A 22,896-nucleotide genomic window follows, 5' to 3' on the forward strand; every position below is an offset into this window, starting at 1 on the left:
GAAAAAGAATGAAACCTGGTGCTACTGGCATTAAACGCGTGATTGATGCGACTGGTTATTCCATTAAAGGTCTAAAGGCTGCGTGGCAACATGAAGCGGCTTTTCGCCAAGAAATCGTACTGCTAGTACTCATGACAGCAGCAACCTTTTTCTTACCTGTGACAAAGTTGGAGCAGGTAGTGATGATTGGTACTTTATTTGTTGTTGTGATCACCGAGCTACTTAACTCAGCGGTTGAAGCGGTAGTAGACCGTGTAGGCTCTGAGTACCACGAGCTAAGTGGACGTGCAAAAGATATTGGCTCTGCGGCGGTATTTGTTGCTTTGACGCTTGTTGTCGTGACTTGGGGTATGATCCTATTCTTTTAGTCTGTGGTGAATTTCCTCGCAGTTAAAATAAAAATCCCTGACCGTTGGTCAGGGATTTTTTTGTCTCGTATCTTGGTTGATTAAAGCACGCTCGACATCCCAGGGAGCTGCGATTGCAGCATGACGGTACCAAGTAGGATCAACGCAGCGCCTCCGATAATCTGTAATACAGGGCTCAACCATTGTTCTAACATTGCTTTGGCTGGATGTTGGGCGTTGGCTTGTGAGTCGGTATTTTTTTGGTAATAAACACGAATCAGCTTTTTACCAGTGATAGTCATCATTGCGAGTGTAGAGGTCGTTATCGCAGTGCCAACCGCCATCATTAGCGCGCTCAACATTCCCATCCAGTACATATCGACCATCAAAGCAAATAACAACACCATGATTGCGCCTGTACAAGGGCGAATACCAATACTGGCGATAATGCTAAGCGTTTCTTTATATGAGTTGCTTTGGTTAACGCGTTCTGCACTCGGGGCATGATTGCAGCATTGGTGGTGATCATGGCTGTGAGCCGAATGGTGGTGATGTGTGTGTTCACAGTTTTGTCGCTGTCGGGCATGCCACAGCATGCGAACACTGCGTAGCAATAAGCCAGCACCTAGCGCAATAACAGCATAAAAGCTAAGGGTGATAAAAGTATCAGCATGAGCACTCACTTCACGCATGGAGCTGTTGAAAACAAATTTGAGTACAGACACTAGCGCAATAGCAACTACAGCTTGCACCAAAGCAGAGAGAACCGTGATCCATAAACTGGTTTTAACTTTGCTTGGATGAGTGGCGATATAGGTGGATACCACAATTTTGCCATGTCCCGGTCCTAAGGAGTGAAGGACGCCATAAAAGAAGCTCAGGCTCATAAGGCTGAGACCTGCTTTTAGTGGCTCGGTTTGAGCATCGAACAGTAAATCACTTAATGATGCGTTAAGGTTGCGTTGCCACTGCATTCCTGTGACTAATAACGAAGGCCAAGCTTGCCATAGGGTATAGGCCAGCGTGCTGAGAATCATTAGTACAGTCGCTAGTCCATAGCCAGAAAAAAGCCACTGTGCGAAGCGGTTTTGGTTGACGGTTTGCACTAAGTTATCCTTTTGACTGACATGCAATGGTCAGTGTTTGCGTAAAAAGTTGGCCTAATGCGTTATCAGGGTCGGCATCTGCTGGGAGCGACATCGCATAACTCATTTGCTCTGCTGTCGGTTCGGGGTTAATGACTTGAATCTGGCAGTGTTTAGCAAGCTCAGGTGATAACGTGATGTCTTGGTTACTCTTCCAGGCAAGATCGACATAGTAACTTGGCTCAAAAACACGCAGCTCTAGTGGTTTTTGTGGCAGTGGTTTTGGCTTGGCGAGTGGGATCTCAAACGATAGAGTGAGTTTCATTCGATTTTGGCTCAGCTTTCCCCCCGGAGATACCTTGTATTTGATTGGTTGCTCGTTGTCGTAGAAGTACGTGAAGTAATGCTCTTGCAGTAGGTTATCCATTACTGAGTCGGCGATAGATTGAAAGGTAGCATCACGTTTCTCTGCTGACATGTCTTCCCCATCGAGCATGTAAGCCGACGTCATAGCATCGAATGTCCAGTCCATTTTAAAACCAGTAATGTGCTGTTCATCGCCTAGCACTTGAGTATGAATATCAACCCAAGAATGGGGGTGGGCAAGAGCGATTGAAGGGCTTATCAATAAGCAACCAAGAGTAAGGCTACCAAGCAGGCGCTGGCGCAAAGAAAGTTTGGTCACAGTGTGAGAGGTATGAGAAGCGCTTGGCTTGCTGATACGGCGTTGAGCAAATAAAGAAGGCATCATGCTGGTTGTGATTGTAAATTATGTAGGTTTGGTGTGATACATTCTGCCTATCATAAAGCACTCTAAGATCTTCTTAAATAGCTCTAGCCTGAACCAAGGTAATAGTTCTCGTGTTTTTGAGTTAATTAACTTCAATATCAATACGTTAATTTAAAATAAATCTTGAGTGATAAAAGTTTAAATTAAGCAGGAAAGCCCTCAACTGAGGGACTTACTTGGATTGCTATAAGTTTGGACTGGAAGCGGTCGGTAAGGCTGGTTAGATAGAAGGGTAAAACAAAAAACGGAGGCAAGTGCCTCCGTTTAAGTATCGATTGTCGAGTCGATGAGCTTACAAGTATTACTTGTATTGCTAAGAATTAAAGCTCTTTTGCTTCAACCCAGATTACAGCATCTTGAGAAAGCTCTTTGCCTTTGTATTCAGTGTCTGGACCAGCGCCTAGACATGCAAAGCCCCAAGTACCAGCTTTTGGAATACCAAACGTGAATACACCGTTGTCATCAGTGAAAGCAACGATTGCAGACTTAGGCTCTTCACGGTAGTTTTCTTTACCGAATGCGTTCTCTTTTAGTTTAACTTCAGTGTTAACAAATTCGATTTCACATTCAGCGCCAGCAACTGGTTTACCATCGCTGATTACTTTACCGCTGAAAGTACCACCAGCGAAAACTTGGTAAGGTTTGTTTAGTGGAACGATCTCAGTTTTCAGACCTAGAGGCTCTTCCCAACCTGTTGGCATAGCGCCTTTGTTTACAAAGCTCTTAGTGATTTGCTGGATGTAGATATCTTCGTTTTTCTCGTAGTAAGGTGTTGGTACTACTGCGAAAATGTAGTCGCCGTTACGCTGTACTTTAACATCAGCTTGGAATGCTTTTGCTTTGTTTTCTGGACCCTGCCAGCTGATTTCTTTCAGCTTAGACATCAGGTCAGTACGCTTATCTTTAAACTGAACAAAGAATTGTTCTGGCTTTTCCATGTCCATTACATGGCCGTTTTCCATTGGGTGACCAAACACTAGTTTCATGTCTAGTGTTGCAGGCTTATCAAGCTGCATATCTGGTGTGTAAACCATTTGGAAGTGAGCATGGCTCGCCGCAGAAAAAGAAAGAGTCGCTGCGCTTACAAGTGCCAGAGCCGTTTTTTTCATGATCGTATTGTTCCTTGTTTATTGAATCGTTAAGTCCAGAATTATTCGACGATATTGTCGCTATCGATAGTGATTAAGTGACCTGGGCCAGCGTTAAATTCCACTTGATAACCACCTTGCGGTTTGTTGAATTCAAACTCGCTGTCTTCGTTCATTTTACCTTTTACCAACAGCTCGCCTTTATCGTTCACAACGTTAACTTCAACACCTGTTGCTGAAGAACCGTCAGAGAAACCACCCTCACAAAGTACAGTGCCATCGCCTGAGTCGTAGCAAGAACAAAGTGGGGTATGAGCAAGAACAGATGCAGGAGCACAAAGTGCGGCGATAAGCGCTAATTGTTGAAAACGCATAAGGTATTCCTTTAAGTAATTTTTATATCAATCAATACTGAACGAATGCCGAAACTCTAAATGAAATGATAGTAATTATCAGCTTCATTTGACATAAAATTGATCATGATCATCTTAATGATAACTATTGTTATTAGCGGTTGAGCTCCTGTGTAAAGGAATGTAAATTTCGTCCATTGTGTCTGAAATTCAATACTCTCATGAAAAAAAAACTCAACCAGCTTGCTGTGGATGAGCAAGCTGTGATCATCCAACACCACGCAGAGGGTGCAATCCGACAAAGGCTGATGGATCTTGGTCTTCTTCCTCAAACTTCAATTAAATTAGTTCGTTATGCGCCGCTTGGAGACCCGATCCAAGTAAAGGTTGGTCGTGCAAATGTGAGTTTACGCCGAGCAGAAGCGGAAACCGTTTGGGTTGAGTTAATTGATAGTGGTAAGGAAACCAGACAATGAGTGCGAGTACGATTCTATTAGCAGGCCAGCAAAATGCGGGTAAATCGACCCTATTTAATATGCTCACAGGTGCGCGGCAACATGTCGCAAATTACCCTGGTGTTACCGTTGATAAGAAGTCGGGTTGGTTTAAGGTTAATAGTGAAACCTACAAGGTGGTGGACCTTCCTGGTACCTATAGTCTTTCTAGTTTTTCATTAGAAGAAAGGGTCACTCGTCAGGCGCTGAATGAGCTTGATGCGGATGTGGTTCTTAACGTTTTAGACGCAGCAAATTTGTCCCGTGGCTTAAACTTAACTATGCAGTTGATTGAGCAAGAACTGCCTATGGTTTTAGTTTTGAACATGATGGATATCGCCCAATCGGAAGGGATCAGAATTAACTCTGAGTTGTTATCTCAGCGTCTTGGTTTACCCGTAGTTGAAACGATTGGTAAGCGAGTTCAAGGTAAGACTGCCATTACCGATTCTCTTCCTAGCGCAACCAAAGCACCACTTCCATACTCTTTAGCGGAACTCGATCAAGATCGCGATGCTATTGTTGAGCAACTATTGCCTTATGAATCTTGTTTTAACCAATCGTTAGACTGGGTTGCTGTAAAATTGCTTGAGAATGATAGTGTTGTTGTCGATCAGCTTAAGCAAACTTTGCCAGAGGCGACGTGGTTTGAGTTCGAGAAAACCTTAAAGGCACAACAATCAGGGCTTGCTGTTCGTCTTACTATGTCAGTGAGTGATTACGTAGTGACTTGTCGTAATCGCTTCATACAGTCTCTTATCGAAGACGTGGTTGATGAGAGCCAAGCGGCACCGGAAACGCGCACGGAAAAGATCGACCGTTGGGTGCTTAATCGTTATTTGGCCCCTTGTGTATTGTTGGCAACGGTTTTTCTTATTTACCAACTTTCGATTGTCTATGGTTATGAGCTGACTAACTACACTTGGCCTTATTTGGCCGCAGCGCGTGAGTTTATCGCGGGTTTATTACCTGAAGCCGGTTTTCTTCATGACCCTTATTTGCGTGCAATGGGGTTATGGATTGTAGATTCGGCGAATACCTTGTTGAACTATGTGCCTATCTTTGTGATTTTGTTTGGCTTGATTGCCGCGCTGGAAGATTCTGGCTATATGGCGCGTATCGCGTTTATCGTTGATAAGATCCTGCATCGCTTTGGTCTTCATGGACAAAGTACATTACCGCTTATTTTAAGTGGGGTATTTGCTGGTGGTTGTGCAGTGCCGGGTGTTATGGCAACTAAAGGGATCCCAGATCACCGCGCACGTTTAGCGACCATTCTTACCGTGCCGTTCATGAACTGTCTGGCAAAAGTGCCGCTTTACACACTTCTTTTGGGGATATTCTTTGTAGAGCACAAAGCGTTAATGATGTTCTACATTGCGACCATTACCATTATTGCCGCTCTTTTAGTGGCGAAACTGCTGACTAAAACTGTATTACGTGGCACCGAAACAGCGCCATTTGTGATGGAGTTACCTCGTTACCATATGCCAACGCTACGCAGCGTGCTAATGCGTTCGTTTGAACGTACTTGGATCTACATCAAGAAGGTCGGCACCATTGTGATTGCGGTGTCTGTCGTGATTTTCTGTTTGCTGCAATTCCCGGGTGTACCTGAAGATCAACAACAAGTTTTTGAGCAGCGTGCGACACAATCAATCGATAAGTTCTATAAAAAGCTAGGCAATAATCCATATGTAGCGGATGTACCAGCAGAGCAGTTGCCGTCATTAGTGAATTACTATAGTGATTACAAACGCGCTAAGTTAAATGCAACTAGCGCAAGTAAGTCAAAAGCAGTGAATGCGGCATTTGAAGAACGAAACGCTCAGTTTTACCCAATGGTCGTGCCACCAAAAGGCGACAAAGCTGCGAAGAAGGTGAGTCGTGAACTACGTAAATTGGCATCGGCACGTAAGAAAATTCGTCGTCAGATGAAAGAAGTGCGTTTAGAAACATCATTGCTCGGTCAACTTGGTCGTGCAATGGAGCCAGTAACCCAATACGCAGGTTTTGATTGGAAAATCAATGTAGCTCTGTTGTCATCATTTGCAGCTCGTGAAAGTAGTGTGGCGACCCTTGGGGTGTTATTCCAACAAGACGATGACAGTAATGCATCACTTGAGTCTCGTATGGGATCGGAGACTAAAGAACGTGGTGGTAATGATTTATCCGCTGTTGCTGTGATTTTGTTCTTTGCGTTGTATCCGCCATGCTTGGCAACCATGATCATGATCCGAGTGCAAACGGGTCAATACCGTTGGATGCTATTAGCGATCTTCCTACCTACTGGGCTGGGCTTCCTTGTCGCTTCGGCTACTTACTCAATTGGTACTGCTCTAGCGTTACCGGGCATTGTGATGATGTCGTGGGTATACGGTATTAGTCTGGCAACGCTATTACTTGTGGCTGTCGGCGATAAGATTAAAGCGAAGTTTCTACCTTCACAACCGAATGAACTAAGGAGTGAAAATGGCTGATTCTAGTGCTTTAGTTGCGGTTAAAGCGGCAACATCATGGCAAGACTTCGCCGCAGTTGGTGTGGTGATTGCTATTGCGTTGGCTTATCTATACCGTAAGTTGTGGAAGAAGAAAGGGCAGTGTGGTAGCTGTGATAGTTGTCCTAGTGGTTGCCCTTCTAGCTCGCCTTCGGTGAAAAAACGCAACAAGCATTAATCGCTATTTTTGATCAGATACATAAAGAAACGGCGCCATTATTTAAACTAATGGCGCCGTTTTTATGTTAGGTCGCTCGGTGCTTACTAGAACCTAGCTTTGGTTCGTTAATCGGTTCAGAACGTTACTCATTGCGTAAGTATCTTTAGATTTGTGCACTTTCATGTTTTATAAGTTGAGATGAAAGCCAGCCAATGGCATCAGCAAAAATTTGGTCTTTTTCTGGTTCGTTAAATAGTTCGTGATAGAGACCGTCATAGATCTTTAACTCTTTATCTTGGCTAGCAATATGCTGTTTGAAGAAGTGGGCACCTTCAGGGTTAACTAATCTATCGGCTGTACCTTGTAGTATCAGTAAGGGAATGATGATGGTATGAGCTTGTTGAGCCAGTATTTCCATTGCGACTTGAATTTGGCGACTTAAGCCAGCGGTTATTAGTCCTGTATGATTGAGCGGATCAGCTTGGTATTGAGCAACGACTTGAGGATCACGACTTACCCCTTGTATATCAAGGGCGACAGCAGGTAATTTAGGTGCGAGGGCTGCAATATATTTACCTAATTTGATCAACAGTGGAGAAAGGTTTGCTGGTGGTTGAATTGCAGGAGCCGACAGTATTGCCCCTGCCAATTTGTCCTGATGTTTAAGAAGATAGCTTGCGCTAATTAACCCACCCATACTATGGCCAATCAGATACAGAGGTAGCTGAGGATGTTGAGCTTTGATTTGATCAATTAGTAAATCGAGAGTGTCAATAAACTCATTAAAATCTTCAATATACACTCGCTTTCCTTCAGAACGGCCATGCCCAGGGTGATCAAGGCTATAAACTGCACTATCAATCGAAATAAGCTGTTCTACCAATGCCTGATAACGACTGGAATGTTCTCCAAGTCCGTGAACAATAACAACAACGGCTTTGATTTGAGCATCGGGTAACCAAGATTGAGTAAATATGTGTTTACCGTTTGGGTTGGTAAATGAACTTTCTTGATGAGTCATAACGTTATTGCTGCCTTGAATAGGTGTAGTGCGACTACATTGCATTGGTATGACCAGTATAACTAACTAAAAATGTTCAACAAAGCATTGTTCAATTGAAGTGAGGCGGTGTTGGTAGAGTTGCAATAGAGGCTAAAAAAGAAAAGCCTTCGCTAAGGAAGGCTTTGAAGTTCGTGTTTAAAAGAAATTAGAAGTTGTAAACAAGACCAACTTTGATTTCGTTTTCACGTTTTAGTTTGTGACCGTCTTTCTTAATGTCTGATTTAATGGTGTATTGCGCGTAAGGAACGAAATCACCTAACGCTGTTACATCTGCACGGAACTCATAATCGTTAGAAGTGAAGTTACCTTTACCGCCATCAACTGCTTTCGGGAAGCTACCGTTAATTTGTTCAGTACCATCAATTTTAATGGTGTGTGCTTTACGAACCCAATTAACAGAAAGGTTAGCAACATCTTGAATGTCATAGCCTAGTGTTAGGTCTGTACGGTGAACACTGTCTTTAAAATCAGCTTTGTAAAATTCGTACTCAACCGCGGGAATTCCAGAATTTTTCTTTGCAAGGTATTCAGCTTTATCTTTACGTGTTTCGTAGCGGTAACGAGCATCTACATATAGGCCGCTTTCGTGTTTGTAGCCACCTTTGATACCCATTTTGTAAGTGTTACCAATATCGTACTTTGCAGAGTGCTCGGTAATTGATGGACGGTAATCACCAGTGGTGTCGTTCGCTGTTGCTGTTTTATATGTGGAAAAAGTAACTTCAGCCAATGGTTGAACATAAGCGCCTTCAGCAACTTCAAACTTCCAAGCAGTGCCAAGAGTTACTTCTTTATTTTCTTTATTTTTAACATCGTACACATTTTCAAGGTCGAAACTTAAGCCATTGTCCATCTCGTAGCCAACTTTAGCTGCGGCTTCACGTACATCCTTGCTGTGCTTGTAGTTTACGTCTGTGTATACATCGGCCATAGCTGGAGCTGAAACTGCGATAGCAATAGCTAGAGAAAGTAACTTTTTCATTTTTACCTCATTGGTTTAATGTTTAACTAATTGTTGGCGTAACTATACCTCTATAAAAATCGGTGTGCAATAAAAATGTTTGGTGTTGAATGTAATTTTCACGTCAATGAAAGATAACAAGCTGATTTAAATTAATAAAAAAAAAACAAAACGAAGTTATTTCGTGCTTTTATGTGATGGCAGTTGTTAGAAAAACGAATGGTGACTGAAGGGGGGTACTGAATTATTTTATAGTTTGGCGACGTACAACGAAAAAAGCCTCCCGAGAGGGAGGCTTAAAATTCGATACCTTGAAATTAGAAGTTGTAAACTAGGCCAACTTTGATTTCGTTTTCACGCTTGTTTTTGAAAGCTTCGCCTTCAAGACCGTGTACGTCAAAACCTTTCACTTTTTCGCTAGTTTTGATGGTGTATTGAACGTAAGGAACAAAGTCACCTAGGCCGTTAGCTGCAGCTTTGAATTCGATATCAGAAGAAGATGCACGTAGTTTAGTGATATCAGCTTTACCTAAATCTAGTAGCTCACCTTTAATTTTTGTAGAACCAGTTTTGTAGATCCAGTTTACAGATAGGTCAGCCATATCTTCAATTACATAGCCAACAGTTAGGTCTGTACGGTGAAGACGACTAGCATCTTCTTTGCTTAGAAGTGTTGCGCCTACTGGTTTCTTATCGTAAGTACCGTTTGCATCTAGTTTCCAGCTACTATCGTTCATTTCGTAACGGTAACGAAGTGAAGTGTAAATACCGTTATCAAACTCGTAACCACCTTTAAGGCCAATTTTGTAGGTATTACCGTTTTTATTTTTCTCTGTAATAGAGAAAGTTTTATCGTCTAATGCGTCACCAAAAAATTTGCTTGCTTCATCAAATTTATGGCTTGAGTTATTAGTCGCAAAAGTTACTTCAGCAAGAGGTTGGATGTAGCCGTTTTCTACAACATCGAACTTCCATGCAGTACCAAGAGTTACTTCTTTGTTTTTCTTGTTTTTGAAATCGTAAACATTCTCAAGATCGAAGCTTAGACCGTTGTCCATTACGTAGCCAACTTTCGCTGCTGCTTCGCGTACGTCATGTTTGCTGTGCTTGTAGTTTACATCAGTGTAGATGTCAGCCATTGCTGGTGCTGACACTGCAATAGCTACAGCAAGAGAAAGTAACTTTTTCATTTTATATCCCCATTAAGTATTACGTTGAACTTGATTTGGTTGAACTATAAACCTATAAAAACCACTGTACAATAAAAAATCATAAATTTTTGATATTTTATGCTTTTCAGGGATGAGTGGTGTTATTAACTGTATGTAAATCAATGGCTTAATTTGATGATCATTTTTTGGAATGATCTGGGAGTTAAATTTTGCTTGTTATTGCATGTTGTTTTATTAATATGTATTCATATCAGGAATGCTTGCTGCAAAGGAGTGTGGTGTGTTTTTTACCGTTTGCTGCTTAATTTGGTCAAAAGGAAAGCAAATCTCATAAATATTAAAAATGGCTTTGTAGTTATTGATTTGATTTGTTGTTGAATCTATAATCCGTTACGCAAAGGAACCATGCGAGGTAGCTAAAATGTGACTGTACGTTAAATGTACTGTTGATGTTAGCGACCAGACTTTGGGAAGGATATGTAAGGTTAAAGTAAGTAGTGGTGTTCAAAGTGAGTACTTGGTTTTGGCTAGGTTACGGCCTGTTTTTTATCATTGTCGCTATGATGGTATTGATTGACTTAAGCTCTGAATCAGGTTGTTTGACGCAGAAGCGAACTTAACAATCTATCCATGCATGAAGAATTTTTGAACCTGCCATTGGCAGGTTTTTTTATATCTGCTTAAATTGCATCGTATTTTTGTAATAGGGTAAAGCAGTTAATGTCATTCCATTATGTCGTGAGAAGTGTCGTATTATCTGAAAATCAGTTATTAGCTGTTCGAGTTGTCGGTGATGATAAGTTTTTCCTTCCTGGTGGACATATTGAATTTGGTGAGCCTGCAAAGCATGCGCTCCGCCGTGAATTTCAAGAAGAGCTAGGAATAACTGCTGATGTTGGTGCTTTTCTGGGGGCCGTTGAAAACGAGTGGATGGAAAAAAGTGAGCGACAATGCGAAGTGAATTTATTGTTTACAGCATCGTCACCGAATCTTGTGGCATCAGAGCTTGTTATTTCAAAGGAGCCTCATCTTGAGTTTCTGTGGCTGCCATTGACAGAACAAGGCCTTGCAAGCTTGTATCCACCATCACTTAGAACATGGTTAGTCTCTTTGGCTGGTCAAAAGATAAATTTAGAAAATACAGAATTGGTCGCTTTTTGGGGATCAGACTTAGTAAAAGGAAATTAATATGATGAAGAAGTGGGTTTTGTTAACAGCAGTAGGACTAGCTTCAATGTCTGCATCTGCTATCGAAACTAAAACTATTTCGACGGGCTCAAAGGCAAAAGTGCATCTTGATGTGCAGGGCATTGGAAAACGAGTGTGCTTTTATGATGATAAGGCGTATTCATTAGGCTCTGTCATTAAGGTTGAGAGCGTCCTATTGGAATGTGTACCAGAGAAAGAATTTGAGCAAAACGGCGCGCTTCGTTGGAACAAGGTCACATACAAATAAAGCAGCTCATTGCTGCTTTATTAAATGGTCTTATTTTTAGGCGCACGCTACAGTGCTGATATTGTTCGCTAACATTTAGCGGATAACACGACCTGAGTTTGGAGCCAGTTTGCCTGTACCACCTTGGTGATGCGGCGTGACAACGCCCATTTCGTTCATTAGTAGCTCTTTCATTGCAGCTGCTTCACGTTCATTTGTTGGTTTCCAGCTGGCAATTACCTTTGCTTTGTTCGCTTTCATACAAGTCGTCCTTTTCTTATAAAACGTCCAAAATAATGCATCTAAACGCATAGTCTGGGTTAAAGTTTATACGACTTTAAGACATTTTCCAATATTTAATTCGCTAAGCGAATTAGTGCTACAGCAAGGCTTCAGCAAGTATTTAGCATTGTGAATGGGTGGTTATGGCTTGGTTGATGAAGTGTTTGTTTTTGGCGGTGAAATAAAAAAACGTGCACTTTAGGAGCGCACGTTTCTATAGGAAATTAAAAATCGTATGACTTTGAATTTACAGCTTACTTAACAATTGAGCGGCTGCGAAGTTCAAAAATCAATTTTTCAGCACTACATTCAAATTGAATACGTGCTGTCAGCTCTTGGCTGTCATCTTTAAGTTCGGTTGTTTCGTACTTAAAGCTGTCGTTTACTTCTTTTGCTAGCGCAAGGTAGTTGTTTAGCTCTGCTTCAAGTGCAGTTTTACCGTTGGCAAAAACTTTTACTTCTGCAACGTCATCATTTTCTTTGATCACGAAGCCCATTTCAGCTGATACACCACAAGCTTCACACGCTTGGTATTCTAGATCTAGGTCTTGGTTAGACATGACTTTATCCCCATTTGTTATATGGGCATAGTGTAATCGCTTGATTAGGGAAGTGCTACGGCTGAATGATGAAAAATTTGTTTGTAAAACTTGTAGTCGTTTGAGTTGATTAAATCCTCATCAACCGAGGTGCTCCATTGGTTGATGAGGTAAATACTTAAGCTGATTGCGATTAATTAGACTCACGAATATCGTAGCTATACCCGAGATTTACAATTGCACGATATTTTACATTACCTTGTGCAGTGGCAAACTCATCCACTTCAATGTGTGAGTTATCAATCTGAATTGAATTGGTTTTTAAGCCGTACTCATAAATCCCTAAAGTGCGTTTTAGCTTTTTAGGTGAAGACTGCTGAATGTTACTCGCAAAGTCTCGTCCTAGTTGATATGCGCCTTCTCTTGAATCACTTACGCCGGCGGTTAAATTGATATTCTCTTGCTTTGAGTCCCATGAAAAAGCAAAGCTGGCACCACTTACTAATAGTAACGGTAGTATAATCAGTGACTTGTTCATAATCGTCCTCTCACGGCAATAACAAATTGTTCTGAATATGTTGTTATTCAGTTCGATGAATAATGTGTGAGGAGCTAGCTCTTAAGTTATAAGACCTGACTGCTGAGGGGAAATTTCAGCTTTATTTCATTGCGAGAGAATTAGCATGAGGGCTGATGAAGCTAGGTTACTAAAGCCATTTGATATTAATGGCTTTAGTTGGAATGCCCGCTTTAACTGTTAGTTACTAAATGCCCTGTTGTTAAAAGCCAGACTTGATACTCAGTGTTATAAAAAATTGAGGCTATTGAGCACTTGTTGGAAAGGGTATTGCTCTAATTTCGCAAAGCCGCTCATTTGGCGTGCTTTCACTTTAGTATTGAGTGGTGTCGTCATGCCGACTAAAAAGCGAGTGATGGCTTGTTTGGTCGGTGCTGCTTGAGTTTGAGTTTGTACAGCCTCAATAAATGGGTCACACCATGCTTTTAATGTGTTTGCTGATGGTTCTGTTAGCTGTTCCGAATTCGATGGCAAGGTTGCTGGTTGATTGCGACACACCGAACAATGCCCACATTCTTGCGGTGCATTCTCGTCAGCAAAATAGCGAGCCAAGCGGTGGCTAAGGCACTCGTTTGATTCAAAGAAATTGAGCATAGTATGAAGACGCTCGATCTCTGTGTTCTCTTTTTGCGAGAAGGTGGCATGCAGTGAATCTGCTAAGCTGTCGATATTGAAGTTGGGTTCGACAATCTTAAATACTTCAGTCATTTGCTTGCTTTCTAATGTGAGCCAACCTTTTTCATTAAAGTAGTCGATGGCGGCAACAACACGTTTGCGATCAGCTTGGAAGCCTTGCCATAGGGTCTCAAAGTCGATGCTATGCCAAGTTCGTGCTTTGGGTGAGCAATCAAAGATAGCTTTGACAAAGTGTTGGCGCTCCCCTTGAAACTGGCTGATGATCCATTCTGGTGTTTGTATTGGCTTGAAGCGATAGTCCGCGAAGTAGCTGTATTGCGCCTCGATCACACCTTCGATCTCTAGGTATACCAGTAAGGTCTTTAATGGTAAGGCGCGGATATTGCTCTCACGCGACAGTTGATGCAACATCACATCCCATTGACCTTGTTGCTGCTTAATATCTTTTAGCACTGCGTAGATAGCATCGCGGTCGGGTGTATCGCCGTACACGAAGTTCTCTAATACATTTACACCATTTCGGTTAGCGAGCACGGTGCAGTGTGAGCTTTGATTGTCACGCCCGGCACGACCAATTTCTTGGCTGTAGTTTTCAATTGATTTAGGCAAGTCGTAGTGAATAATGTGGCGAATATCGGCCTTATCAATCCCCATACCAAATGCAATTGTTGCAACAATACAGTGGATAGTACCGTTCATGAATTGTTGTTGGATGTTTTCACGCACTTCACTGTTTAGTCCTGCGTGATAGGCTGTTGCACGTATTCCCTGTTGATTTAAATATGCGGCAGTATCTTCAGCGGTATGTTGAAGGGTGACATACACAATGCTTGGCTCGGATTTCGCCTGGCTAAGCATGCTTTGTAAGACGTCTCGTTTTTCTTCTTCAGTGACAGCTTTTACCGCGAGATCAAGGTTGTGGCGATAAAAACCAGTCACCACAGTGTTAGCTTCATCAATCGCAAACTTAGCCTGCATATCTTTGATTACCGCAGGTGTAGCGGTTGCTGTCAGCAGTAGTACTTGCGGAATGTTAAGTTGCTGACGGTAGTCTGGCAATTTTAAGTAATCAGGGCGGAAGTTATGGCCCCATTCTGAAATACAGTGCGCTTCATCAACCACTAATAATGAGATAGGTACTTGCTGGATGAAGTGGCGGAAGCGTTCATTCTTCAAACGCTCTACCGAGATCATCAAAATCTTGGTTTTGCCTGCACGTACATCTTGCATTACTTGTTGGCTTTGTTCCCAGGTTTGGCTCGAATCAATAGAAGCGGCTGCAATTCCTTTTTGTTGTAAAAAGTCTAATTGATCGTGCATTAGCGCAAGCAAGGGAGAAATGACCAACGTCAGGTTAGGTAGGTGTAAAGCCGGTAGCTGATAACACAAAGATTTACCTGAGCCTGTAGGGAAAATGGCGGCTGCAGATTGCCCTTCAAGCACTCGGGTGATCACATTTTCTTGACCACCTCGAAGTTGATTAAAGCCAAATACTTGCTGAAGGGTTTGTTGATACATAGGTTCCGCCTAGGTGATTTACACGCAATGATTAAACGTCCGTATCATATACCAATTGGCTTATATCTTCGATTTTTGTCCAGCATCTCTTGTTTTATGTAACTTATCATTAAACTTGGTATTTATAAGTTTAACATATATTTATAAAATATAACTCAATGAAATAGAAGGATTTGCTGGAATCATTGAGTGTATTGGTAGTAACTGGAATTGAGTCGATATCGGCTCAATCGAACGTTATTTTATATTAAAAAGGATAAGTGACTCGATTAATCAATAAGTGAGCTATTTCATAATTACGACAGGCTTCGTAACTGAGTATATTGCGCCCAAATAACTACAAAAGAAGGTAACGATATGCAATGGTTTAATAACCTGTCTTTCCGTTGGAAATGTGCTGCACCGACAACGCTTGTGATGCTGATCTTTGTTGCCATCTTGGCAATGATTTTAGCGGTTTTCTCCGACCAACAACGTATTGACAATTTAACCGATAACGAAGTTCAACCTGTGCTTTTAGACATGGATGAAGGATACCGAGATATGTATCAAATCATCGCTGCAGGACAGGGGGTATTGCTATCAAGTGATGACCCTGAACTTCTAAAATACCATCAAGAAGAATATTACGATAACGCGAAAAAAGCGCTTAGAAGAGTAAGCTCAGCTCAGCGTTTGATTGATTTAAATGTGCTTGAGGTATCCTACCAAGGCAAGCTAGAACAAATGAAAGCTAGCTATGCGAGTTTTAATCAACATTATCGCTATATGGTCGATAACCCTACTTTGGCTTATGGCTATTTTATTGATAATCAAGACCAAATTACTGCTTCATTCGATAAATGGCGCAGTGAATTCAAAGTAATTTACGAAGCGATTGAAGCGATCCAAGCTGGGCTAAAACAAGAGATTAATGAGGAAGTGGCACTGGCGACGACCATACTCGAAGTTGCTGTTGTTGTTGCTATCGTACTTTCCATTTTCATTACTTGGTTGGTTACCAACCTCGTTCTGGCACCGCTTCGCCGTATGACAGATACCATGCAAGATATCGCCTCAGGGCAAGGTGACTTAACGCAACGTGTTGCGGTTGAAACTAAAGATGAAATTGGTGAGTTAGCCTCTGCATTTAACCTGTTTGCTTCGAAAGTGCAGTCGACCATTCGTGACGTAACCGAGATGGTTGAAACGGTGAAATCAGAAAGTCATAAAATTCACCATGAAAGTGCAGCGATATTAACTGCGGCATCAGAGCAGCAAAACGAAAGTGCTCAGGTAGCAACAGCTGTTCATGAGATGAGTGCGACCAGCGATAGTGTGAGCTCTCATGCTAACGAAGCGGCACATGCAACCCAAGAAGCGAATAGTGAATCGAATTCTGCCAAACAAACCCTTGGTCAAACCGTAGCGTCTATTCATCAATTAGCTGAAGAGATTGAGTCTTCGAGCGAAGTAGTGAGCAATCTCGAACGTGATGTAGGCAATATTGCCTCTATTCTTGATGTGATCCGTGGTATTGCTGACCAAACGAATTTGCTGGCATTGAATGCGGCAATTGAAGCGGCGCGAGCGGGTGAGCAAGGCCGTGGTTTTGCTGTTGTAGCAGATGAAGTTCGCTCACTGGCTAGTAAAACTCAAGATAGCACTGGTGAAATTCAGGTGATGATTGAGCGCTTACAGCACGGGGCGCAAGAGGCGGTGACGGCGATGATGCATAGCCGAGAGTGTGGTACCCAAACCGTTGAGAAGGCGAACAGTGCCAATGAGTCCTTAGATGCGATTAGTCGCTCTATTGAAGTCATTGCTGAAATGAATCTGCAAATAGCGACGGCTGCAACTCAGCAAAGCCAAGTGAGTGAGGATGTGAACCAAAACATCCAAACTATTGCCGATAAGAGTCAAGCGATGGTCGATAAGGTACAAACGACCGAACATGCTTTCGATAATTTGACAAATGAGTGTGACCAATTGGATCGCTTGATCCGTCAGTTTAAAGTCTGATCGGTCATTATGGCTGGTGTTGTTGCTTAAATGCACCAGCCATAAAAATAAAGCTTGGATTAATCACATTTTTTATGATGTAACACAGAGTTTTTGTGAATCTGTGTGTAAATGTTTTTTATATCATCATAGGGGCAATGTTATGATGCTTTTTCTTTAGAAAAAGTTTTTATACCTATCTGATAGAAAAGGCAAATCATAGAGTGTTAACGTCAAAGTTACTCAAAGGGATCCCGCATAATCACGATGATATTTATGCGCTACTGACCAATGATTCAGGTGGCTTTATTCAAGCGATCTTGGATTGTATTCCTATGCCTGTTTTCTATCGTTGCATAAACGGTATTTATTTAGGTTGTAATCAGGCATTTTGTACTGTGATTGGTATGGAAAAAGACCAAATCATAGGGCAAGACCTCTTCCATATTTTTCCTGAAGAACAAGCCAAAGCTTATCTAGAGCATGATGCGCAATTATTAGCCTCTCCAGGTCGTAGTGTGTATGAAAGCGAAATGGAAACCATAGATAAGCGAAAGTACTTTGTTCGCTTTCACAAGGTTACTTTCAACGATCAGACTGGCAATATTGCGGGTTTTCTCGGTATGTTTGAAAATCTGACCGAGCAAAAGAAGATGGAGAAAGAACTTCATCGTCTGGCGACGCGCGATCACCTCACACAAATTTATAATCGTCGAGCGATTGAAAATATCCTCGAGGAAGAAATCCAGCTGTCTTTGAAATATCATCGTACGATGTCGATGATTATGTTAGACCTGGATGGCTTTAAGCAGCTTAATGACAGCCATGGACATCAAGTTGGGGATAAGTTGCTGCAATGTGTAGCGAGTGAGTTAATGAATCAGCGTCGACTGACTGACTTCGTGGGGCGTTTTGGTGGCGATGAGTTTATTATCGTATTGCCGCACACTGAACAACAGGCAGCGCAGGAATATGCTGACGAGCTTCACTTCCAATTAGCGCAGAATTGCTTCTCTGCATTCCCGTCTAAAGTCGGTGCAAGCTTAGGTGTTGCTTGTATGTCATCGGCTCAAATGAAAGGCAAATCCGCAGCGCAGATATTTGATGAATTACTAGCGAAAGCGGATAGTGCTATGTATCGGGTGAAACATGATCATAAGCTCAAGCTAACTGGTGTGTGCCCTTGTTCCACCACTTAGGAAAAAGTGTACTGTTGAGTTCACTCAATCACTGATCGAAAACATCAAAGCAGCTCTGGGAGCTGCTTTTTTATTAGCTTAGTAAACCACTGATAGCGTTGAGGCAGAGGACGAAAGCGCTTTTGTACCAGATAGAGTTGCTCGGTGACTTGGATTGGTAGCGGATAGCGATAGAGCTTTTCTGCGTGAGCAAAACTATTTACTGCGGCTTGCGGTAATACTGTGAACCCCAGCCCTTGGCTAACAGGCAAGAGTATCTGACTAATTTGGTTGATGTAGCTACGTATATTGAGTTGCTTGAAGCCTTTGTAATCGTGTTGGTAGTTCGCTTGTAATACTTGAGAAACGTAATGTTCACCATCAGGGTGATTAATAAAACCGAGTTGATTAAGGGATTGAAAATTCAAGTCGAAATCGCATTTTTCACTCCATCCGTTTGTTCCATCTTGCTGTTGCAATGCTTGCAGAGGTTGTTGTTGGCTTAACTGTTGGCAATAACTTACCGGTAATACCAAACACAGCGATGATTGCCCTAAGTGGGTATAACTTAACAAGTCGTTCTCATCTTGCTGGGTAACTAAACCGAGATCCAATTTGCTTGATAACACGTCTTGAATGATGTTCTTGTTAGGCGCGGCTTCAAGATGAGTAGAAAGCTTAGGGTGCTCACTTTGACGCTCTAGTAGTTGTGGGTAGAGCAACATTGCAAGTGACCCCGAGCAGCCAATGTGAAACGCACCACTGAAAGCATCGTCTTCTGCCAAGCTATCTAATAGCAGGCTCTCTTCTTGTTTGAGCTTTACACCGTAGTGATACAACTTTTCACCCGCAATCGTCAGTTCAAATTGTTTTCCAAAACGGTACAGCAGCTGAACTTGGGTTTGTTCCTCAAGCTTTTTGATGTGTTGGCTGACCCCGGGTTGAGTCATGAACAATTTGTTGGCGGTTTGAGTGAAGTGACCTGTTTCCACCAAGGTTATGAAGGTATTGAGCCAAATAGGGTTAATCATAAGCGAACGCAAACAATACGATTGATAACAAAAAATTATTATTTTAAGAATATTTGATAATTTTTCATTTTCAAGCGAAGTTCGTAAACTTTTCCTCGTTGCTGAAACAGACATTAAATCGAGGACATTATGACTCAACCATATCCACGCACTTTTTCTCATATCGGTATTTCAGTGCCAGACCTTGAAGCGGCAGTGAAGTTCTACACCGAGGTATTAGGTTGGTATTTGATTATGGAACCGACCGAAATTGTGGAAGACGATTCAGCTATTGGTGAAATGTGTACCGATGTATTTGGTAAAGGCTGGGAATCTTTCCGCATTGCTCACCTTTCAACCGGCGATCGTATTGGCGTAGAGCTCTTTCAGTTTAAGAATCAAGAAAACCCTGAAGACAATTTTGAGTACTGGAAGACGGGCGTGTTCCACTTCTGTGTTCAGGACCCAGATGTTGAAGGTTTAGCAGAGAAGATTGTTGCTGCTGGTGGTAAGAAACGCATGAAGGCACCACGTTACTACTACCCAGGTGAAAAACCTTATCGCATGATCTACATGGAAGACCCATTCGGTAACATCTTGGAAATCTACTCTCATAGCTATGAGTTGCATTACTCAAGCGGTGCTTACAACTAATTCTTAAGCGAATTTACATCGCGTTATTTCTCCCGCCTTGGCAGCAACTAACATCTCTCGGCCAAGGTGGGATTTTTTTATTTGCTCTTATGGAACGCCTTCACAGGGCAATTAATACTCCTTACTTCTCTTACCTCGTAAAATTCAACCTTTGCATTCCTTCTTAAATTTGATTCCTTGTTAAACCTATCCGTTAGCTTTTATTTGGTATGTTATTCTGTTAATTTTAATGCAAACCGTTTTCGTCTTTATCTTCAGCTGCTATTTGTTGAAATGAAGTACAGTGAATAAAACACAGCCAGAGAAAGTATTGATATGGAATTTTTTGAGAAGGTAAAGTCTTGGCTAAATCCTTCGCAAGACCCTGACTTAACGCCAGCTTTTGACCACCAAGCCTCCCATTTGCCAACCTTGTGGCTATTAGGCAAAACAGGGGCGGGTAAGTCTTCTTTGGTGCATAGCATTACTCAACAAAGTGATGTTGAGATTGGTGATGGTTTCCAGCCCTGTACGCAAACATCGCATCACTATGATTTTCCACAATCCATGCCATTACTGCGTTTTTTAGATACGCGTGGGTTAGCTGAAGCTAATTACGATGCCAGTGAAGATATTGCCGCGTGTCAGGACTGCGCTAACGCTCTCATTGTGGTGATGAAGGCAGAAGAACCTGAACAAAGCCAAGTGCTTGCGGCTATTCGCCAAATTAAAAAATCGAAAGCGATTTCGCAAATATTAGTGGTACATACAGGTGTAATGCTATGCGAAAGTCGCGAAGTGCGTCAGCAGTGTATCGCGCATAATCAACAGCAAGTAGAAACGGCTTGGGGAGAGGCCGTAACTTCTGTTGACGTTGATTTTGAATGCGCCGACGGTAGCCAGTACGGCGTGGATGTTTTACAAGCAGAGCTTGCTAAGCTGTTGCCAATTATTACGCAGTTTAATCTGGATGCTGAGCATGAAAGCCAAGAAGAGCGTAACTTTGCCAAGCTCCGAACTGAAATTTTATGGTATGCCGGTGCTGCGGGTGGTAGTGACGCGGTGCCTGCGGTGGGATTAGTTTCTGTACCTGCAATTCAAGCCAAAATGATCCATAGCCTTGCCAACCGCTATGGCGTGGAATGGGATAAGCAAGCCATGGGCGAGTTCATGGCAACACTTGGCACCAGTTTTGGGGTGCAATATGCGGCCAAATTAGGTATTCGTCAGTTAGTGAAACTGGTACCTGTTTATGGGCAAACAGTGGGTAGCGCGACGGCGGCTGTTGTGAGTTTCTGTACGACTTTCGCCCTTGGGCGAGTGGCTTGCTACTACTTGTATCATGAGAGCAAGGGCGAGTCGGTGTCCGAACAAGATTTAAATGCGATGTATAAAGCGGCATTCGAAAGCATTAAAGAGGTGGCAAAAAGTGAAACGAACAGCCAATAGTGTGAAAGCGGCTTCTCAGTTATCACGAGGGGTTATCCCTTTGCTGTTAGCTGGCGTTGTATTACCCATTGTAACCCTTGGTGGTTTTGGGCTGTACGCCATTGTTGATTTGGGATATTTACTGCCATTCTTAGTTGTTCTAACGGTTAGTGCTTTATTGGTTACCTTGCCAATTTTGTGGCTGAAACGTCAGCATGGTTTGAGTGATGATATATCCTTAAATAGCTCGGATGGGGATGCTCAGCCAACAGCATCAGTGACTGAAGGCTTAGTAGAGCCAGAGCAAGACTGGGGTGAAAAAGATCACCAAGTTTGGTTAGCCATGAATAACACTATTGCAGAGCAACTTGCGATAGATAATGAATGGGGCTCATTACGTGAGCATGCGCTTACATTGGTGACGCAAACTGCTTTCGCTTACCGTGGAAAAGATCAGAAAGAGCTTGCATTTTCAGTTCCTGAATTGTTGAAAATGACGGAAGAGGTGAGCCGTCGTTATCGTGTCTTGCTGAAAAAGCATGTGCCTTACGTTGAAAATATCAGTGTATCGTTGCTTAAAAAAGGCTTTGATAACAAAGAAAAAATGCAAGCTGGACTCGAGTCTGCGAATTGGGTTTGGAATGCCTATCGTGTTGCGCGCATGGCAAATCCTTACACGGCTTTGATATCAGAAGTACGCAGTAAAGTGCTCGGCGAAGTGTTTGATCGTGTTAGTAACGAACTGCAATTTAAGCTTAAACAAGCCTTGCTCCAAGAAGTGGTTTCTGTAGCCATCAATTTATACAGCGGCCGCTTTAAAGTCGATGATGATGAACTCGGGCAAAGCCACGCTCATGACGCTGATCAGCAAACCATGGCTGCGCCTCTTGAGCCATTGCGTGTGTGTTTGGTTGGGCAGGTGAGTGCTGGTAAGTCTTCGTTAGTGAATCATCTGACGGGAGAGCTGGTGGCAGAGGTGAATGCATTGCCATCAACAGATAAAGTGACTGTTCATCAATGCCAAATCGAAGGTTTAGACACGCTACATTTGATTGATTTACCAGGTTTGGATGGTAACCCTCTAACTGAGCAGCTGTTGCTAGAGCATGTTGCGAATGCTGATTTGGTATTGTGGGTGCTCAAAGCAAACCAATCGGCACGTGAGCTAGATACGGCCTTTAAGGCTAAGCTGGACGCCTATTATCAACAAGCAGAACATCAAAGCCGTAAACGTGCGCCAATTATTGGGGTACTAAATCAGGTAGATAAACTCTCGCCGGTTTCAGAGTGGGCGCCACCTTACGATCTTGAAATGCCACAATCTCGCAAAGGCAAAACCATTCAGGCGGCAATGAACTTTAATCAGAATTTACTAGGGTTTGACCAAGTATTGCCATTGAGTGTCAGTGAAAATAAAGCCAACTTTAATGTGGCAGCGTTAGCACAATTATTGGATCTGCATTTCGCTCAAGGGGCACAAGCACAGCTTAATCGTCGTCGTTTTGAGGCGGGTAAAGATGTTGCGTTATCAGAGCAATTTAAGCGGGTTTACCAGTCGGGGAAATCACTGTTTAAGATCATCACAAAATAGGTAGTTCTAAGGGTTAAAGTTAAAGGCGCTGATGTAATGTCAGCGCCTTTTGTTTGGGGGAAGTTAAGCTGCTTGGCT

The 22,896-nt window shown here is 42.5% G+C and carries 23 protein-coding genes; 11 read left to right on the top strand and 12 right to left on the bottom strand.

Annotated elements, in window-relative coordinates; translation table 11 throughout:
* Nucleotides 1-8 precede the first annotated feature (8 nt).
* Complete coding sequence (locus tag A3K86_RS20095; RefSeq protein WP_068335695.1) at nt 9-368, top strand: diacylglycerol kinase; 360 nt, start codon at nt 9-11, stop codon at nt 366-368.
* 80 nt (nt 369-448) lie between these two features.
* On the opposite strand, the gene A3K86_RS20100 is transcribed toward A3K86_RS20095, so the two are convergent.
* The 4 genes from A3K86_RS20100 to A3K86_RS20115 form a co-directional block, all read right to left on the bottom strand.
* A complete protein-coding gene (locus tag A3K86_RS20100) occupies nt 449-1,453 on the bottom strand; it encodes a nickel/cobalt transporter (protein ID WP_068335699.1) in 1,005 nt (334 codons plus the stop codon).
* A 4-nt stretch (nt 1,454-1,457) separates the two neighbouring features.
* Nucleotides 1,458-2,180 carry a DUF1007 family protein gene (locus A3K86_RS20105; protein WP_084406698.1) on the bottom strand — a complete coding sequence of 241 codons (723 nt, stop codon included), beginning with the start codon at nt 2,178-2,180 and terminating at the stop codon, nt 1,458-1,460.
* Nucleotides 2,181-2,542: 362 nt separating this feature from the next.
* Nucleotides 2,543-3,331, bottom strand: coding sequence for a DUF4198 domain-containing protein (locus A3K86_RS20110; protein WP_068335702.1), 789 nt, complete (start codon nt 3,329-3,331; stop codon nt 2,543-2,545).
* Between the two features lie 41 nt (nt 3,332-3,372).
* Entirely contained in the window at nt 3,373-3,684 is a 312-nt protein-coding gene (locus A3K86_RS20115; RefSeq protein WP_068335705.1) for a hypothetical protein, read from the bottom strand.
* 200 nt (nt 3,685-3,884) lie between these two features.
* Here A3K86_RS20115 and A3K86_RS20120 point away from each other — a divergent pair, with 200 nt between their 5' ends.
* From A3K86_RS20120 to A3K86_RS20130, 3 genes are read left to right on the top strand one after another with little or no spacing between them, the layout of a single operon-like run.
* Entirely contained in the window at nt 3,885-4,139 is a 255-nt protein-coding gene (locus A3K86_RS20120; protein ID WP_068335708.1) for a FeoA family protein, read from the top strand.
* Entirely contained in the window at nt 4,136-6,637 is a 2,502-nt protein-coding gene (gene feoB, locus A3K86_RS20125) for a ferrous iron transport protein B (protein WP_068335711.1), read from the top strand. Before A3K86_RS20120 ends, feoB begins: the two co-directional genes overlap by 4 nt.
* The gene (locus tag A3K86_RS20130) at nt 6,630-6,833 is read left to right on the top strand and encodes a FeoB-associated Cys-rich membrane protein (RefSeq protein ID WP_068335714.1); all 204 of its coding nucleotides are present in this window, start codon (nt 6,630-6,632) and stop codon (nt 6,831-6,833) included. The genes feoB and A3K86_RS20130 overlap by 8 nt, the downstream gene beginning before the upstream one ends.
* A gap of 145 nt (nt 6,834-6,978) precedes the next feature.
* On the opposite strand, the gene A3K86_RS20135 is transcribed toward A3K86_RS20130, so the two are convergent.
* From A3K86_RS20135 to A3K86_RS20145, 3 genes are all read right to left on the bottom strand, one after another.
* Nucleotides 6,979-7,836 (bottom strand): alpha/beta hydrolase, encoded by an 858-nt coding sequence (locus tag A3K86_RS20135; protein WP_068335717.1) that lies wholly within the window; start codon nt 7,834-7,836, stop codon nt 6,979-6,981.
* A 187-nt stretch (nt 7,837-8,023) separates the two neighbouring features.
* A complete protein-coding gene (locus A3K86_RS20140; protein WP_068335720.1) occupies nt 8,024-8,860 on the bottom strand; it encodes a hypothetical protein in 837 nt (278 codons plus the stop codon).
* Between the two features lie 296 nt (nt 8,861-9,156).
* On the bottom strand, nt 9,157-10,029 hold the full coding sequence (locus A3K86_RS20145; protein ID WP_068335723.1) for a hypothetical protein: 873 nt from the start codon (nt 10,027-10,029) through the stop codon (nt 9,157-9,159).
* A 702-nt stretch (nt 10,030-10,731) separates the two neighbouring features.
* On the opposite strand from A3K86_RS20145, the gene A3K86_RS20150 reads away from it, so the two are divergent.
* Nucleotides 10,732-11,199 carry an NUDIX domain-containing protein gene (locus tag A3K86_RS20150; protein ID WP_068335726.1) on the top strand — a complete coding sequence of 156 codons (468 nt, stop codon included), beginning with the start codon at nt 10,732-10,734 and terminating at the stop codon, nt 11,197-11,199.
* A 1-nt stretch (nt 11,200) separates the two neighbouring features.
* Nucleotides 11,201-11,467, top strand: a complete 267-nt coding sequence (locus tag A3K86_RS20155) for a DUF1496 domain-containing protein (RefSeq protein ID WP_068335729.1) — start codon at nt 11,201-11,203, stop codon at nt 11,465-11,467.
* A gap of 75 nt (nt 11,468-11,542) precedes the next feature.
* On the opposite strand, the gene A3K86_RS22875 is transcribed toward A3K86_RS20155, so the two are convergent.
* The 4 genes from A3K86_RS22875 to A3K86_RS20170 form a co-directional block, all read right to left on the bottom strand.
* Nucleotides 11,543-11,707, bottom strand: a complete 165-nt coding sequence (locus tag A3K86_RS22875; protein ID WP_162844307.1) for a hypothetical protein — start codon at nt 11,705-11,707, stop codon at nt 11,543-11,545.
* Between the two features lie 275 nt (nt 11,708-11,982).
* On the bottom strand, nt 11,983-12,288 hold the full coding sequence (locus A3K86_RS20160) for a DUF406 family protein (RefSeq protein ID WP_068335733.1): 306 nt from the start codon (nt 12,286-12,288) through the stop codon (nt 11,983-11,985).
* Nucleotides 12,289-12,460: 172 nt separating this feature from the next.
* Nucleotides 12,461-12,805 carry a DUF3316 domain-containing protein gene (locus A3K86_RS20165; protein ID WP_068335737.1) on the bottom strand — a complete coding sequence of 115 codons (345 nt, stop codon included), beginning with the start codon at nt 12,803-12,805 and terminating at the stop codon, nt 12,461-12,463.
* A 267-nt stretch (nt 12,806-13,072) separates the two neighbouring features.
* Nucleotides 13,073-14,998, bottom strand: coding sequence for a RecQ family ATP-dependent DNA helicase (locus tag A3K86_RS20170; protein ID WP_068335739.1), 1,926 nt, complete (start codon nt 14,996-14,998; stop codon nt 13,073-13,075).
* Nucleotides 14,999-15,355: 357 nt separating this feature from the next.
* Here A3K86_RS20170 and A3K86_RS20175 point away from each other — a divergent pair, with 357 nt between their 5' ends.
* Nucleotides 15,356-16,999: a methyl-accepting chemotaxis protein gene (locus A3K86_RS20175; protein WP_068335746.1), complete on the top strand. Its 1,644-nt coding sequence runs from the start codon at nt 15,356-15,358 to the stop codon at nt 16,997-16,999.
* A 203-nt stretch (nt 17,000-17,202) separates the two neighbouring features.
* Complete coding sequence (locus A3K86_RS20180; protein ID WP_068335750.1) at nt 17,203-18,177, top strand: GGDEF domain-containing protein; 975 nt, start codon at nt 17,203-17,205, stop codon at nt 18,175-18,177.
* Nucleotides 18,178-18,221: 44 nt separating this feature from the next.
* On the opposite strand, the gene A3K86_RS20185 is transcribed toward A3K86_RS20180, so the two are convergent.
* Entirely contained in the window at nt 18,222-19,187 is a 966-nt protein-coding gene (locus tag A3K86_RS20185; protein ID WP_068335753.1) for a LysR family transcriptional regulator, read from the bottom strand.
* A 129-nt stretch (nt 19,188-19,316) separates the two neighbouring features.
* Between A3K86_RS20185 and A3K86_RS20190 the strand changes: the two genes are divergently transcribed.
* From A3K86_RS20190 to A3K86_RS20200, 3 genes are all read left to right on the top strand, one after another.
* On the top strand, nt 19,317-19,820 hold the full coding sequence (locus A3K86_RS20190) for a lactoylglutathione lyase family protein (protein ID WP_068335756.1): 504 nt from the start codon (nt 19,317-19,319) through the stop codon (nt 19,818-19,820).
* A gap of 315 nt (nt 19,821-20,135) precedes the next feature.
* Nucleotides 20,136-21,248 (top strand): YcjF family protein, encoded by a 1,113-nt coding sequence (locus A3K86_RS20195; protein WP_068335759.1) that lies wholly within the window; start codon nt 20,136-20,138, stop codon nt 21,246-21,248.
* Entirely contained in the window at nt 21,229-22,818 is a 1,590-nt protein-coding gene (locus tag A3K86_RS20200) for a GTPase family protein (RefSeq protein WP_068335762.1), read from the top strand. The genes A3K86_RS20195 and A3K86_RS20200 overlap by 20 nt, the downstream gene beginning before the upstream one ends.
* The last annotated feature ends 78 nt before the right edge of the window (nt 22,819-22,896 follow it).

Origin of the sequence: Photobacterium jeanii, from assembly GCF_001650345.1 — a bacterium.
GTDB lineage: Bacteria > Pseudomonadota > Gammaproteobacteria > Enterobacterales > Vibrionaceae > Photobacterium > Photobacterium jeanii.

Bases quoted from the DNA above. Each gene is read 5' to 3' on its own strand.
- A3K86_RS20160 (WP_068335733.1), bottom strand. From the start codon at position 12,288: ATGTCTAACCAAGACCTAGATCTAGAATACCAAGCGTGTGAAGCTTGT.
- A3K86_RS20150 (WP_068335726.1), top strand. From the start codon at position 10,732: ATGTCATTCCATTATGTCGTGAGAAGTGTCGTATTATCTGAAAATCAG.
- A3K86_RS20145 (WP_068335723.1), bottom strand. From the start codon at position 10,029: ATGAAAAAGTTACTTTCTCTTGCTGTAGCTATTGCAGTGTCAGCACCA.
- A3K86_RS20140 (WP_068335720.1), bottom strand. From the start codon at position 8,860: ATGAAAAAGTTACTTTCTCTAGCTATTGCTATCGCAGTTTCAGCTCCA.
- feoB (WP_068335711.1), top strand. From the start codon at position 4,136: ATGAGTGCGAGTACGATTCTATTAGCAGGCCAGCAAAATGCGGGTAAA.
- A3K86_RS20110 (WP_068335702.1), bottom strand. From the start codon at position 3,331: ATGAAAAAAACGGCTCTGGCACTTGTAAGCGCAGCGACTCTTTCTTTT.
- A3K86_RS20120 (WP_068335708.1), top strand. From the start codon at position 3,885: ATGAAAAAAAAACTCAACCAGCTTGCTGTGGATGAGCAAGCTGTGATC.
- A3K86_RS22875 (WP_162844307.1), bottom strand. From the start codon at position 11,707: ATGAAAGCGAACAAAGCAAAGGTAATTGCCAGCTGGAAACCAACAAAT.
- A3K86_RS20095 (WP_068335695.1), top strand. From the start codon at position 9: ATGAAACCTGGTGCTACTGGCATTAAACGCGTGATTGATGCGACTGGT.
- A3K86_RS20175 (WP_068335746.1), top strand. From the start codon at position 15,356: ATGCAATGGTTTAATAACCTGTCTTTCCGTTGGAAATGTGCTGCACCG.
- A3K86_RS20165 (WP_068335737.1), bottom strand. From the start codon at position 12,805: ATGAACAAGTCACTGATTATACTACCGTTACTATTAGTAAGTGGTGCC.
- A3K86_RS20105 (WP_084406698.1), bottom strand. From the start codon at position 2,180: ATGCCTTCTTTATTTGCTCAACGCCGTATCAGCAAGCCAAGCGCTTCT.
- A3K86_RS20135 (WP_068335717.1), bottom strand. From the start codon at position 7,836: ATGACTCATCAAGAAAGTTCATTTACCAACCCAAACGGTAAACACATA.
- A3K86_RS20195 (WP_068335759.1), top strand. From the start codon at position 20,136: ATGGAATTTTTTGAGAAGGTAAAGTCTTGGCTAAATCCTTCGCAAGAC.
- A3K86_RS20130 (WP_068335714.1), top strand. From the start codon at position 6,630: ATGGCTGATTCTAGTGCTTTAGTTGCGGTTAAAGCGGCAACATCATGG.
- A3K86_RS20170 (WP_068335739.1), bottom strand. From the start codon at position 14,998: ATGTATCAACAAACCCTTCAGCAAGTATTTGGCTTTAATCAACTTCGA.
- A3K86_RS20115 (WP_068335705.1), bottom strand. From the start codon at position 3,684: ATGCGTTTTCAACAATTAGCGCTTATCGCCGCACTTTGTGCTCCTGCA.
- A3K86_RS20190 (WP_068335756.1), top strand. From the start codon at position 19,317: ATGACTCAACCATATCCACGCACTTTTTCTCATATCGGTATTTCAGTG.
- A3K86_RS20155 (WP_068335729.1), top strand. From the start codon at position 11,201: ATGATGAAGAAGTGGGTTTTGTTAACAGCAGTAGGACTAGCTTCAATG.
- A3K86_RS20185 (WP_068335753.1), bottom strand. From the start codon at position 19,187: ATGATTAACCCTATTTGGCTCAATACCTTCATAACCTTGGTGGAAACA.